The sequence below is a fragment of the Rahnella inusitata genome, from assembly GCF_003263515.1.
Classification (GTDB): Bacteria; Pseudomonadota; Gammaproteobacteria; order Enterobacterales; family Enterobacteriaceae; genus Rahnella; species Rahnella inusitata.
This window is the reverse complement of record NZ_JYDE01000020.1, coordinates 116,384-130,251: the sequence shown is the minus strand read 5'-3', so window position 1 is coordinate 130,251 and position 13,868 is coordinate 116,384. Positions and strand designations below refer to the sequence as shown.

At 55.3% G+C, this 13,868-nt stretch carries 12 protein-coding genes; 10 read left to right on the top strand and 2 right to left on the bottom strand.

Going from position 1 to position 13,868, the window contains the following annotated elements; translation table 11 throughout:
* Window positions 1–17 precede the first annotated feature (17 nt).
* Window positions 18–1,130 (bottom strand): dipeptidase, encoded by a 1,113-nt coding sequence (locus TU92_RS13435; protein ID WP_112167724.1) that lies wholly within the window; start codon window positions 1,128–1,130, stop codon window positions 18–20.
* A gap of 250 nt (window positions 1,131–1,380) precedes the next feature.
* Between TU92_RS13435 and TU92_RS13430 the strand changes: the two genes are divergently transcribed.
* The 10 genes from TU92_RS13430 to TU92_RS13385 all read left to right on the top strand — a co-directional run bounded on the left by TU92_RS13430 (window position 1,381) and on the right by TU92_RS13385 (window position 12,558).
* Window positions 1,381–2,976 carry an ABC transporter substrate-binding protein gene (locus TU92_RS13430; RefSeq protein WP_112167723.1) on the top strand — a complete coding sequence of 532 codons (1,596 nt, stop codon included), beginning with the start codon at window positions 1,381–1,383 and terminating at the stop codon, window positions 2,974–2,976.
* Window positions 2,973–3,986, top strand: a complete 1,014-nt coding sequence (locus tag TU92_RS13425) for an ABC transporter permease (protein ID WP_112167722.1) — start codon at window positions 2,973–2,975, stop codon at window positions 3,984–3,986. The genes TU92_RS13430 and TU92_RS13425 overlap by 4 nt, the downstream gene beginning before the upstream one ends.
* Window positions 3,983–4,909, top strand: a complete 927-nt coding sequence (locus TU92_RS13420) for an ABC transporter permease (RefSeq protein WP_112167721.1) — start codon at window positions 3,983–3,985, stop codon at window positions 4,907–4,909. The genes TU92_RS13425 and TU92_RS13420 overlap by 4 nt, the downstream gene beginning before the upstream one ends.
* Window positions 4,909–5,739: an ABC transporter ATP-binding protein gene (locus TU92_RS13415; RefSeq protein ID WP_112167720.1), complete on the top strand. Its 831-nt coding sequence runs from the start codon at window positions 4,909–4,911 to the stop codon at window positions 5,737–5,739. The genes TU92_RS13420 and TU92_RS13415 overlap by 1 nt, the downstream gene beginning before the upstream one ends.
* Window positions 5,736–6,521: an ABC transporter ATP-binding protein gene (locus tag TU92_RS13410; RefSeq protein WP_112167719.1), complete on the top strand. Its 786-nt coding sequence runs from the start codon at window positions 5,736–5,738 to the stop codon at window positions 6,519–6,521. Before TU92_RS13415 ends, TU92_RS13410 begins: the two co-directional genes overlap by 4 nt.
* 67 nt (window positions 6,522–6,588) lie before the next feature.
* Window positions 6,589–8,148: a serine hydrolase domain-containing protein gene (locus tag TU92_RS13405; RefSeq protein ID WP_112167718.1), complete on the top strand. Its 1,560-nt coding sequence runs from the start codon at window positions 6,589–6,591 to the stop codon at window positions 8,146–8,148.
* 380 nt (window positions 8,149–8,528) lie between these two features.
* The gene (locus tag TU92_RS13400; RefSeq protein ID WP_112167717.1) at window positions 8,529–9,005 is read left to right on the top strand and encodes a GlcG/HbpS family heme-binding protein; all 477 of its coding nucleotides are present in this window, start codon (window positions 8,529–8,531) and stop codon (window positions 9,003–9,005) included.
* 60 nt (window positions 9,006–9,065) lie between these two features.
* Window positions 9,066–9,623: a sugar dehydrogenase complex small subunit gene (locus TU92_RS13395; RefSeq protein ID WP_112167716.1), complete on the top strand. Its 558-nt coding sequence runs from the start codon at window positions 9,066–9,068 to the stop codon at window positions 9,621–9,623.
* A complete protein-coding gene (locus TU92_RS13390; RefSeq protein WP_112167715.1) occupies window positions 9,616–11,220 on the top strand; it encodes a GMC family oxidoreductase in 1,605 nt (534 codons plus the stop codon). The genes TU92_RS13395 and TU92_RS13390 overlap by 8 nt, the downstream gene beginning before the upstream one ends.
* Window positions 11,221–11,238: 18 nt before the next feature.
* On the top strand, window positions 11,239–12,558 hold the full coding sequence (locus TU92_RS13385) for a cytochrome c (protein WP_112167714.1): 1,320 nt from the start codon (window positions 11,239–11,241) through the stop codon (window positions 12,556–12,558).
* 69 nt (window positions 12,559–12,627) lie between these two features.
* On the opposite strand, the gene TU92_RS13380 is transcribed toward TU92_RS13385, so the two are convergent.
* Complete coding sequence (locus TU92_RS13380; RefSeq protein WP_112167713.1) at window positions 12,628–13,737, bottom strand: GGDEF domain-containing protein; 1,110 nt, start codon at window positions 13,735–13,737, stop codon at window positions 12,628–12,630.
* Window positions 13,738–13,868: the final 131 nt, after the last annotated feature.

The following is a 13,868-nucleotide window of genomic DNA, read 5'->3' as shown; positions in this document are numbered from 1 at the left end:
CAGATCTCATACCCGGTTTATTCGCCCCAGGTTCTTTCCAGAACGTTCACCCAGTTCTTGTAGCAAATCTTCTCCAGCAACGCCTGCCCGTACCCTGCCTTTCTCAATGCGTCCACCAGCACCGGCAATCCGCGCACGTCAGCCATAAACGGCGCCATTGACGCGCCATCGAAATCTGAACCAAAGCCCACACCGTCTTCACCCAGGTGTTCCACCAGATAATCCACGTGGCGCACCATGATGTCGGTACCCGTGTCGTCGCTTCTCTTACCATCTTCACGCAGGAACGGTACAGCAAAGTTCAGGCCGACAAAGCCTTTACTCTCTTTGATCGCGCCCAGCTGTTTGTCTGTCAGATTACGCGACTGTGGGCAGATACTGAAGGCATTGGAATGACTGGCCACCAGCGGCGCATCGCTCAGTTCGGCGACCTGCCAGAACCCTTTTTCGTTCAGATGTGACAGATCGATCATGATGCGTTTTGCATTACAGGCTTTCACCAGACGGATACCGGCGTCTGTCAGGCCTGGTCCGATATCCGGCGAGGTCTGATATTTGAACGGTACACCGTGTCCGAAGATATTCGGACGGCTCCACACTGGTCCGAGAGATCGTAATCCCATGCTGTACAGCACATCAAGATTATAGAGATCGGCATCAATTGCTTCAGCCCCTTCAATATGCATAACCACAGCTAATGCATGGTTATCTATCGAGTGACGAATATCACGCGCCGTGCGGCAGATTTTTACTTTTCCCTGCGACTTTTCTTCGATACGCAGCAGGAACGCCATCATGCCAAACGTGACATCGCGCGCAAAATCGAAAGATGGCGTCGGGGAAAAATCAGGATGTTTTTGAGTACCTTCCAGTAAGAATTGGGTATCGACTGAACGATCTGGCGCGGTCTTTGCAAGATCAACGTCAGGAGTCGGCACCCAGGCGGCGAAAAGCCCGCCGGCAAAGCCTGCTTCTCGGCAGCGAGGCAGATCCATTTGTCCGCTGGCCGGGCCCTGAAGGAATGCGTGCTCGGGATTTTGACGATGTTCTGTCCAAAGTTGCAGCAAAACGTCGTTATGTCCATCAAAAACCGGCATTAACTCTTCAGTTCCGTGCGCTACGTTATTCATAAAAAAGGTCTACCTTTGATTGAGCGTGACAAAGACAACGGAGATTTGCTCGCATGAGGTGCATCACCGGTTCCATGTTGCACTAAAGATGAACAGAGCCGTTGTCGTTCACATTAGATTTTTCGATATGAAAACTCGAAACATGCAAAGCAACGGTTTTTCATTTAAGCCAGTTGCCCGCGGTGAAGTCAAGGGTTTGCCCACGTAATACTTAATTTTACTTTTATATATCAACACTATGGGAGTTGTTATGGTTACCAGGCGTCAATTCGTTACCGGTTTTTCCGCAATACCTGCACTGTCTTACCTGAAATTTGATTCGGTCTTTGCTGCCACGCCAGCGTCAATTCTGGTGATGGCCATCCAGCTCGACATCATAACCAGCCTTGATCCGCATGAAAGTTTCGAGTCCGTAGGCAGTGAAATAACCGGCAATATGTATCAGCAACTGGTGAAACCTAAGCTGGCCTCCCCTGATGAAATCGAAGGCGATCTGGCCCTGTCATGGACCGCTTCCGACGATAAAAAAACCTTTACCTTCAAGCTGGATCCGAAAGCCAAATGGGCTGACGGCAAACCGCTGACCGCCGAAGATGCCGCGTTTTCGCTGCAACGCGTGGTGAAACTGGATAAAAGCCCTGCGTACATCATCAACCAGTTTGGTTACACCAAAGATAACGTTGAGAAAATGATCACGGCCCCGGACGCCGAAACGCTGGTGATCACTACCGCCGAACCGGCCTCAGAATCATTCCTGCTGTATTGCCTGACTGCCAACGTCGGCAGCATCGTGCAGAAATCCGCGTGTCTGGCGAATCAGGCAGGTGAAGATTTGGGCAACGCCTGGCTGAAGAAAAACAGCGCCGGTTCTGGTGCCTTTAAGCTGCGCGACTGGAAAGTCAGCGAATCCGTCATCCTTGAGAGCAACAAAAATAACCCGCACGCCGGCAACATCCAGCGCATCATTATGCGTCACATCATCGATCCTTCCGCACAGCTGCTGATGCTGCAAAAAGGCGATATCGACATCGCACGCAACCTGACCACCGAGCAGCTGCGTCCGCTGATGAACGACAAAAACTTCACGCTGGTGCGTAAAGGCATCGCCGGAACCTACATGCTTTCCGCCAATACTGCGCACCCGAATCTGGCCAAACCGCAGGTCTGGCAGGCACTGAAGTGGGCGGTTGATTACGAGAATATTCAGCAGCATATCGTGCCGCTGACCCACAAAATCCATCAGAGTTTCCTGCCTGAAGGTTTCCCGGCGGCGGTGAACACCATCATGTACAAACGTGACGTCGCCAAAGCCAAAGCGCTGCTGGCCGAAGCCGGTTTCCCTAATGGCTTCGAAATCACGCTCGATCACTATTCCGCGTCACCCTCTTCCGACATCGTGCAGGCATTGCAGTCCAACCTCGCCGAAGTCGGGATAAAAGTAACCTTGCTGGCTGCGGAAAGCCGTCAGGTGCTGACCAAGATGCGTGCGCGTCAACAACAGCTGGCTCTGACCCAATGGGGCGCGGATTACTTCGACCCGAACTCCAACGCCGAAGCGTTTTGCAGCAATCCGGATAATACCGATGCTGCTAAGAGCCGTACGCTGGCGTGGCGTTGCAGCTGGCAGGATAAAAGCATTTCCGATCTCAGCACCAAAGCCATGAAAGAGTCGGATCCGGCCACTCGTATCAAACTTTACGAAGAGCTGCAGACCAAGCATATGGAAAACAGCCCGTTTATCATCATGCTGCAACCGACCATGACCGCCGCCTGCCGTAACGTGATTTCCGGTGTGGTATTGACTGTAATGAGCACCAGCCCTTACGAGAAGGTTGTTAAAGCGTGAGCAAGAGACTCAAAGGCTATCTGAGTACCTGCATCAGCGTTTGTCTTACTTTGTTTGGTCTGTCGGTAGTGACGTTTTTTATCGGTCGCGTCATGCCGACAGATCCGGTTCTGGCTGCGGTTGGCGATAACGCCCCGCAGGCAGTCGTTGAACGGGTTCGTCACGAAATGGGGCTGGATCAGCCCCTCTGGTTGCAGTTCTTCCACTACCTCAGTCAGGTGTTTCACGGTGACTTAGGCCGTTCCGCCCTCACCTCCAATCTGGTCACCACCGATATCGCCCGGTTCTTCCCCGCCACGCTGGAGCTGGCGACCGCTGCCATCATTATTGCGGCTGTGGTCGGCATTCCGCTGGGTGTCTGGGCGGCAACGCGTCAGGGAAGCTGGATTGACCAGACCATCCGCGTGGTGTGTCTGGCAGGTCATTCGCTGCCTGTGTTTGTGTTGGCCTTGCTCAGCCTGCTGATTTTCTACTCTGCGCTGGGTATTGCACCGGGGCCGGGGCGTCAGGACATCATCTATCAGGACATGATCCCGCAGGTCACCGGGCTGTTAACGGTGGATTCACTGATCGCCGGTGACATGGGGGCATTCTGGGATGCGCTGGCACACATGGCGCAGCCGGTGCTAATCCTGGCGTATTTCAGCATGGCCTACATCACCCGCATGACCCGCACCTTTATGCTCAATGCGCTGAGCGGTGAATATGTGATCACCGCCCGCGCCAAGGGTTTATCGGCACAACGGGTTATCTGGAAACACGCCTTTCCGACCGTCGGCGTGCAGCTCATCACCGTACTGGCGCTGACGTATGCCGGTTTGCTGGAAGGCGCCGTGGTCACCGAAAACGTCTTTTCCTGGCCGGGTCTCGGACAATATCTCACCGTCTCGCTGATGAATGCGGATATGAACCCGGTGATCGGCTCCACGCTGCTGATTGGCGCGATTTACGTGCTGCTTAACCTGCTGGCCGACCTTCTCTACCGACTATTGGATCCCCGCGTAAAATGACTTCAATTCCTGTTACCTCGCCACCCCGCGCCGGAAGCCGCGCCTGGCTGCTGGCGGATACGCCGCTTACCCGCACGCAGGCCGTGTGGGGACGCCGTTACCGCATCTGGCTCGGTCTGCGCAAAAATCCATTGGCCGTAACCGGCCTGTTCACCGTGCTGGTCGTTCTGCTGGTGTCGATTTGCGCGCCGTGGCTGACGCCTTACGATCCTGGCGCCCAGGATTTGGCGCACCGTTTAGCCAAACCTTCCTCCCTGCACTGGCTGGGCACCGATGAACTTGGCCGCGATACGCTGAGCCGCATTTTGTACGGCGGTCGCATCACGCTGGGCATGGTGATTATCGTCGTGGCTATCGTGGCCCCGCTCGGTCTGCTGATAGGCTGCGTAGCCGGTTATGCAGGCGGATGGGTGGATCGCCTGCTGATGCGCGTGACCGACATCTTCCTCGCCTTCCCGCGTCTGATTCTGGCGCTGGCGTTTGTCGCCGCACTGCGTCCGGGTATCGAAAGCGCCATTCTGGCGATCGCCCTTACCGCCTGGCCGCCGTACGCCCGTCTGGCGCGCGCCGAAACCATGCAGGTACGCGGCACCGATTATATCGCCGCCTGCCGTCTGACCGGCGCAACCTCCGCCCGCATCGTGCTGCGTCATATTATGCCGCTCTGCGTGCCAAGCCTGGTGGTGCGTATCACGCTCGACATGAGTTCTATCATTATCACCGCCGCCAGCCTCGGCTTTCTCGGTATGGGCGCACAGCCGCCGTCACCGGAATGGGGGGCGATGATTGCCACCGCACGCCGTTTTCTTTTCAGCGAGTGGTGGGTGCCGTTAATTCCGGCAATTGCGATTTTCGTGACGTCTCTGGCGTTCAACTTCCTCGGCGACGGACTGCGTGACGTCCTCGATCCTAAGGAGCAATGATGCTGGTTGATATCAAAGATCTGCACATCACATTCAAAACTAACAGTGGCAGTTTTGATGCCGTACGCGGTGTCTCGCTGTCGCTGGGTAAAGAGAAATTTGGCATCGTGGGCGAAAGCGGTTCAGGTAAATCTCTGACCGCACGCTGCCTGATGAATCTGCTGCCTTCGAGCGCCAAGTGCCGCGCCGAAACGCTGTCGTTTGACGGTATCGATCTGCGCAACGCCAGTGAAAAACAGATGCGCCAGATCCGTGGCAAACGCGTCGGCTTTATTTTGCAGGACCCGAAATATTCCCTCAATCCGGTGATGCCGGTGGGTAAACAGGTCGCGGAAGCGTGGCAGACGCACAAAGGCGGTACAAAAAAACAGGCGATGAACGCCGCCATCGAACTGCTCGATCAGGTGCGCATTCGAGACCCGCATAAAGTTGCGCAGCGTTATGCCCATGAAGTGTCCGGCGGTATGGGCCAGCGCGTGATGATAGCCATGATGCTGGCGCCCGATCCGGAGCTGATGATTGCCGATGAACCGACCAGCGCGCTGGATGCCACCGTGCAGGCCGAGATTTTACGTCTGCTTGACGATCTGGTTTCCAGCCGTGGCATGGGGCTGATTCTGATCAGCCACGACCTGCCGCTGGTGTCGAAATTCTGCGATCGCGTGGCGGTAATGTACGCCGGGCGGATTGTCGAAACGTTACAGGCTGGAGACTTGCTGAAAGCACAGCATCCTTACACGCGCGGGTTGCTGGAATGCCTGCCGTCGCTGAAACATCCCCGCGACAGACTGCCTGTGCTGGTGCGTGATGAAGCATGGAAAACCTCATGACAGAACACTCTACGTTTAACAGCGAATTTTTCGATAACAGCAAGATTATTCTCAATAATTTGCGCATTGCGTTCGATGATACCGAAGTCGTCAAAGGCGTGAGCTTCAGCGTCCCGCCGGGCGGCTGTTTCGGCATCGTCGGCGAAAGCGGCTCGGGCAAATCCACTATTTTGCGCGCGCTGGCGGGGCTGAATCAGTCATGGTCAGGAGAAATGGTGATCGGGGGTGAAGATCAGATGCCGGTGCGTCAGAAACGCTTTTTCCGCCGCGTGCAGATGGTATTTCAGGACCCCTACGGCTCACTGCATCCGCGCCAGACTATCGACCGTATCCTCAGCGAACCGCTGATCGTGCATGGTTTTCTTAACATCGAAAAACGTATTGCCGAAGCGCTGGCCGAAGTGGGATTGCCGCAGGCTGTCCGCTTTCGTTTTCCGCATCAGCTGTCGGGCGGGCAGCGTCAGCGCGTGGCGATTGCGCGGGCGATGATTTCAGAACCCGAGATTTTACTGCTTGATGAACCGACTTCCGCCCTCGACGTCTCGGTACAGGCCGAGATCCTCAACCTTCTGAGTGATCTCCGCGAGCGACGCAAACTGACCTATATTCTGGTCAGCCACAATCTGGCGGTCGTAACGCATCTTTGCACCAGCATTGGCGTGATGATTGGTGGTGAAATGGTCGAGCTTCTGAGCGCGGACGATTTACGGATGGGCAACGTCAGCCATCCGCATACAGCAGAATTACGATCGTTGAGTCTCAGTCTTGAAGAGCCCGAATGAACCGGCTGAACGTTTCATTCGTGCACATTGAAAAGTATTCACTGACTGACAGTATTGGGAGACGTTTATGACATCCACCGCACAGTCTGCATTACAGTGGCAGGCGGCTGAGGCAGCGGCAAAACGCATTACCGGCAGCTGGAATCAACCCGGCGAACCGGGCGGCGCCATCACCCTTTTCGACAGTAAAACTCTGCGCAGCAGCGCCACCGGCGGGTTGGCGAATCTGACCACCGCCGAACCCTTCAGCATCGATTCCGTGGTGCGCTACGCCTCAGTCACCAAGCACATTTTCGCCACGCTGGCGTTACTGCGCAGCGACGCCGGCCTTACGCTGAGCGATACGCTGGGCCAGCATTTACCGCAGCTAAAAGCGCCGATGTCACAGGTGACTGTCGGCCAGGCGCTGGACATGACCGGCGGTTTGCCGGACGTGCGCGAAACGCTCTCGCTGCTCGGTGTGTCGGTCTACAACGTCAGCGACGCCGAGGATATCATGGCGTTTCTGGCACAAGACGGCGCGCTGAATTTCCCGGCGGGCACTGAGATTTCTTATAGCAATACCGGATACCGGCTGGTGGAAGAGATCCTGAAACAAAAAGGTATTTTGTTTGAAGACCTGCTTCAACAGCACATCGCGCGTCCGCTGGACATCGCTTTCCACGCGCCGGAAACCTGGTTCGACATCGTGCCCAACCTGGCACCCGGTTACTGGCAGGATGTGACCGGCTGGAAAACCGCCGTCGCCGGTCTTCATCTTTCGGCGTCCGGCAGCCTGACCGGCAGCGTGCGGTCGCTTTCCGTCTGGCTGCAAAGCCTGCTCAGCAATACTGGCCCCGGCGCGGGCGTGCTGAAAACCCTGACGCAAACGCGTTATCTGCACGGCGATATTCCTTCCGCATACGGGCTGGGAACCACTTCAACGCAAATCGGTGAACATACGGTTTACGGCCACGGCGGTTCGCACGCCGGTTACAAAACCTACTTCCTGCTGCATCCGGAACTGGATATCGGGGTCGCGCTGGTCTCGAACCGCGAAGACACCACGGCGTACACCCATGCGCTTGAGGTGATGTCGGCGCTGCTGGCCACCCCGCTTCCGCCACGCAGCCACGCCCTGCCGGATGGCCTTTACGCCAGCACCGCTGAACCCTACTGGCTGAAAGTCAGCAACGGCACGGCCAGCTATCTGGGTTCCGCAGATAACCTGTATGAGGGCGAAGATGCCGGTGAAGCCATTACGCTGTCGGCGCATATGCCGATGCGTCTGCGCTGGGACGGTAAAGCCATTAAAGGCGAAATCGGCCATGCCCCGCGTTATTTCACGCCGGTAGAACCTAATAACTGCCTGAAAATGGTTCAGGGGCGCTGGTATCACCCGGAATCAAAAGCCGCGTTTGATATCGAAGGCGACAAGCTGCTGATGGGCGTCGGCACACTGCGCGCCTGCGGTCAGCTGACGTCGCTGGGTGCCGGGCGTTTATTGGTGGAACTGCCGGACGGCCCGTGGAAGAAAAACTTCTGCCTGTATTTTCAGGGCTACAACGTGAAACTGATTTCTAACCGCAGCCGCGTGCTGAACTTCCGCCGCGACGAATGCCGCAGTAGCTGGCAACCGACAAAATAATCCCCTTCACACCACACAAAGCCTTCCGACCGGAAGGCTTTTTTGTTAACTCGATCACATTCCATTCATCACAACGGATCAATTGGTACGTATTCGCACAAAATGTTCAATCCTTATTCCATAAGGCCTGCCAGCCCGATTTGCGCATTTTATCCGCTGAAATTCCTGTTTTTGATTAGTCACCCGCCGCAACCGTCACTTCTTCTGCTTTGTTAATTGAATTAACATCCACGAAACATAAAACAATAATCTTGTGGCTAATTTGGCTTTAAGAACGTGCTTAAGCGTCCGGCCAGTTACCGTTATTGTTTTAAACATGATGATTTAAAGATACTTTTTTTCAAAGCAATGTTGTTGCTACTGCTACAAGGGATGAGTCTATGTCTGCTAAAAAAAACGCTTCGCGCGCGTTAGTTTGTGCCGCCACACTTCTTTTTTCCGCCACCCCGGCATTTGCTGCCGATCATCCTCAGCTGGATAATGCGCAAGCCGCAAAAGTCATCGACAGCGTTAAATCGACGCTGGCGGAACAGCACAGCACCGGCTGCGTGGCCGTTGTTGATGCATCTGGTTCATTAATGGCCTTCCAGCGCCTGGACGGTTCTCCGGCCGGTTGCGTTGAGGCGTCAATTGGCAAAGCCCGCACGTCCGCCCTCTATCACGCCCCTTCGCTGAAGTTCATGCAACGTTTGCAGGGTGGCGAAACCACGGTTCTGGCGATCCCTCACGCGGTCGCGCTCGGCGGCGGCTTCCCGCTGACGCTTAACGGCGAAGTGGTCGGCGCCGTCGGCGTCAGCACACCGAAGCAGGAGATCGATAATCAGTCTTCTGAGAAAGCCGCCAGCGTTCTGAAATAACCACACCCGAAACAGTTTGATTAATGGCCACGCCCGTGGCCGTTTTATGGAAAAGACACAATGATCAATCTCTCTCGTCGCCGGATGGTTCTCGGCACTGCGGGCGTGCTGGCCGCCGGGATCGGCAGTCACCTGCTGGGCGGTGGCGTGTTTGCCACACTGGCTCATGCCGCACCGCCTCTGGCCTCAGCCGTGACTATGCCCGACAGTTTTATGCGGCTCTCCAGACAGCTGACCGGTATGGATGCGCTGGAACCCCATCTCGCGCAGGCACTCTACGGCTGGCTGCATCATGCCAAACTCGACACCCAGCTCGATGCCCTTTTGGCACTCTTTTCTGAACACGGTGACGTGACCGGCGACTCCCTGCATCAGCTGTTAGCACAGCAACCGGCTGAAATGGCGCAGCTGTATCAGCAACTGGTCAGCGGCTGGTATCTCGGCGTGGTCGGCCAGCCGGGCAGTCAGCAATGCATCGGATTCGAAAATATCGTCAGCTATCAGTTGCTGAAAAATAACCTGCTGCCTCCAAGCTATGCGCCGGGCGAGCCGAATTTTTGGATCCACAAACCTGCCGCCGCGCCACAAAACACTCTGGAGGTAAACGCTCATGGCTGATGCACTGAACGCAGACGTTGTCGTCATCGGTGCCGGTATTGCCGGTTCCCTGGCGGCGCTGAAAATGGTCAAAGCCGGTGTGTCCGTGCTGATGCTCGATTCAGGGCCAGTCATTAAACGCGATGAAGCGGTGGAACTGTTCCGCCAGTCGCCGCTGAAAGGCGATTTCACCGAGCCGTACCCGCCGAAACCCTGGGCTCCGCAGCCGAAATTCCAGCCAAAAGATAATAACTATCTGATCCAGAAAGGCCCGGATTTGTACGCGGCGCAATATCTGCGCGGCGTCGGCGGCACCACCTGGCACTGGGCCGGACAAGCGTTTCGCCTGCTGCCGAACGACATGAAGATTAAAACCCTGTACGGCATAGGTCGCGACTGGCCGATCAGCTATGAGGATCTCGAACCTTATTACACCGAAGCCGAAATCCAGATGGGCGTTTCCGGTGATGATGCGCTGGATTCCCCGCGTTCGCAGCCCTATCCGTTGCCGGGTATCCCGCTGCCTTACGGCTTTGACCGCATCAGTAAACGCATCGCCAAACTGGGTTATGTGCTGGGTATTGGCCCGCAGGCGCGCAACAGCATTCCTTACGATGGCCGTCCCGCCTGCTGCGGTAACAATAACTGTATGCCGGTGTGCCCGATTGATGCGCAATACCACGGCGGTATCTCCGCCCGTAAAGCTATCGAAGCCGGTGTGCGCGTCATCGCCAACGCCGTGGTTTGCAAAATTGAAGCCAATGACAGTGGCGAAATCGTCGCCGTACATTATCTCGATGCCGACAAAGTGATGCATAAAGTCACTGGTAAACGGTTCGTGCTGACCGCCAACGGTATCGAAAGCCCGAAACTGCTGCTGATGTCCACCAGCGAAAAATACCCGAACGGTATCGCCAACAGCTCCGGCATGGTGGGACGAAACCTGATGGATCATCCGGGGACCTCGGTTGAGTTCTACGCCGATGAGCCGGTGTATTTTGGCCGCGGCCCGATGCGTCCGGGCAGTATCAACAATCTGCGCGACGGTGACTTCCGTGGCGAACGTTCCGCGCTGCGCATTGATGTGGCCAACACCTCACCGGTGCGATATCTGACTGAGCGTCTGGTACGCCAAGGCTATTACGGCAAAGCACTGAACGACAAACTGACTTTTCAGTCTGAGCGGTTTATTCAGCTCAAATGTCTGCTGGAAATGCTGCCGGAGCCGGAAAACCGCGTCGTCTTAAGCAAAACCGAAAAAGACGAATGGGGTATTCCGCGTCTTGAGGTGTATTACAAATTCCCGGAATACGTTCATCGCGGCTATGACCAGTCGATGCTCGACTTCCAGAAGATTGTCAACGAAATGGGCGGCACCGACGTGGTGTACAGCAAGCGTGGCGTGTACGACAACAACCAGCACATCACCGGCACCATGATTATGGGCAGCGACCCGAAGGATTCGGTGGTGGATGGCGACTGTCGCACCCACGATCATCCGAACCTGTTTATCGCCGGTACCGGCATCATGCCGTCGGCCTCGACGGTGAACTCCACGCTGTCCGGTACGGCGCTGGCCTTACGCATGGCGGATACGGTGCTGAAAAGCCTGGCCTGATTTTCTGAGGATTGAGCAATGAAAATGAATTTCATGCTGGCGATGTTGCCATTAATGGTGGCGACCAGCGTCTGGGCAGCGGATACGCCAGAGAATGCCGCGCTAATTAAACGTGGTGAATATCTGGCGATCGCCGGTGACTGTACCGCCTGCCATACGGCGCCGGGTGCGGATAAAACCGCAAAATTTGGCGGCGGCTATCCGCTGGCGTCCCCTTTCGGGGTGATTTACGGCACAAATATTTCATCCGATAAAGAGTTTGGGATCGGCAACTGGACGGACGATGAATTTGTGCGGGCTGTGCGCGAAGGCGTGGGTAAAGAGGGTCAGCAGCTCTATCCGGCAATGCCGTATGACTCATTTACCAAAATGAAACGCGAAGACGTGCTGGCGATCAAAGCCTATCTGATGTCGCAACCGGCGGTACATTCTGCCGGACCGCAGACTGATTTGTCGTTTCCATTCAACCAGCGCTGGGGCATGCGCGTCTGGAAATGGTTTAACTTCGACAAAGGTGAGCTGAAAAACGATCCGTCGAAATCCGCCGAATGGAACCGTGGCGCGTATCTGGTCGAAGCACTTGAGCACTGCGGCACCTGCCACACACCTCGCACGCTGACCATGGGCATGGATACCGACAACGCCTTTTCCGGCGGTGATTTAGGATCCTGGGTGGCGTTTAACATCACCCCGGATAAAAACGCCGGTATCGGTAACTGGTCGCAGGAAGAGCTGGTGACTTACCTGAAAACCGGGTTTGTCGCCGGGAAAGCCTCGGCGTCCGGTGCGATGGGTGAAGCCATTGAGCACAGTCTCCAGCATTTATCCGACAGCGATCTGAATGCCATCGCCACCTACATCCGGTCCGTTCCGGCAGTGGGTGATGATAAGCAAACTAAACCGCGCGATGAATGGGGCCAGAAAAATCAGGATGTGTATCCGGTGCGCGCACAGGGTCTGTCGATGGATAAATCCGCCGCGGCGTTGTTTAACGCCAGCTGCGCCGCGTGTCACGGTAAAGGCGGGGAAGGAATTGGCGAAGGGTTCCACGCCTATCCGTCACTGTTCAGCCATTCCAGCACCGGGTCTTACGACAACCGCAATCAGGTGTCGGTTATCCTGAATGGCGTTCAGCGCCACATGGAGAAAGGTGAAGTCATGATGCCATCTTTCGCTAACCAGCTGGACGACGAGCAGATTGCCACGCTGAGTAACTACGTCAGCCAGCAGTTTGGCAATCCGGCGGCGGCGACGGTCACCGCGAAGGACGTCGCAAAAATGCGAAAAGCCGCAGACCTGACCTCTCCGCCAAAAATTGAGGAAGGCACGCAGAAGTAACGCGCACGGAAGTCACGTACGCACAGCAGTAAAAAGGGGCCGGTGACCGGCTCCTTTTCTTTTTCATTCTCAGGGATATCGGGAAGGCGGACGTTTATCACCCAGTGCGGCCAGGGTCAGAATAGAACTGCCGACGACGCGATTCTTCCCCTGCCTTTTGGCCTCGTACAGAGACAAATCAGCAAGTTTCAGCGATTTACGGATAATCATTCCCGGCAGATACAGCGAAACATCCAGTGACACCGTCACCTTTAGTTCCCTGCCATCCTCAAGAATAATCAGGCAATCCTCGACTTCTTTGCGGATACGTTCGGCAATCGCCAGCAGCGTATCGGGATCGTAATTCGAGGTCATCACCAGAAACTCTTCGCCGCCGTAGCGCCCTGCAAAATCATCATTGCGCGTCAGATGCCGTAATAAACGCCCTACCTCTATCAACACCCGGTCTCCGGCCAGATGCCCGAGCGTGTCGTTCACGTGCTTGAAGTTATCGATATCCAGCAGGATCAGCCCGCAGGCTTCGCGCTGGATCTGCCGCTGCGCCAGCCAGTAATCGATGCTGGCGCGATTGTTGATTTGTGTCAGTTCATCGGTCGCGGCCTTCACGCGGATGGTGAAGACTTTGCTCATGTACATCTCTTTATAATTCAGCGCGTGATAACAGAGGATCATACAACCGGCGGCAATGATCTGATAAAAAATCAGTTCTGACCAGGGAACGTCGATTCCATGAATACCCGATACCAGTGCCAGGCGGAAAATACCGACCAAAATGATGGTGATATACAGTTCGCGGTGTTTACGTCTTTGCCAGACGCGGAAAGTGAACAGCGTACAAAGAATAATGGCGATAAACAGATTATTGAGGGTGAACATGCCGCTGAATAAAAACGCCACAATAAAACTGCACAGCCCGCTAAGCCAGCCACCAAAAAAGGTCACTAAAATCATCGGCAGCATTTCGAAGCTGAAGGATAAGTCGTCGACCAGTACCAGTCTGTTGTTACGCAAATACAGGGCAGTAAATCCCGCCACTACGCCGAAGACGATGCGTTTCCAGTGCGCTCCTTTAAAGGTGAAGGGTTCGCTGCGACTCAGGACAAAAAAGATGATCGACAGCGTGGCATACGTAACGCAAATATCCGCATACAAGCTATTGAGCGATAATATATCCGGCATAGATAAATGCGTCCCCTCACGCTTTTCTCTCCAAATTACGGGTTTTAACTTAAATATAGATGATCAACGCCTTGATTGTTCCCGACAGTTAAATATAGCGGGACGTGTCACATTGCAGGGAATTAAACTGG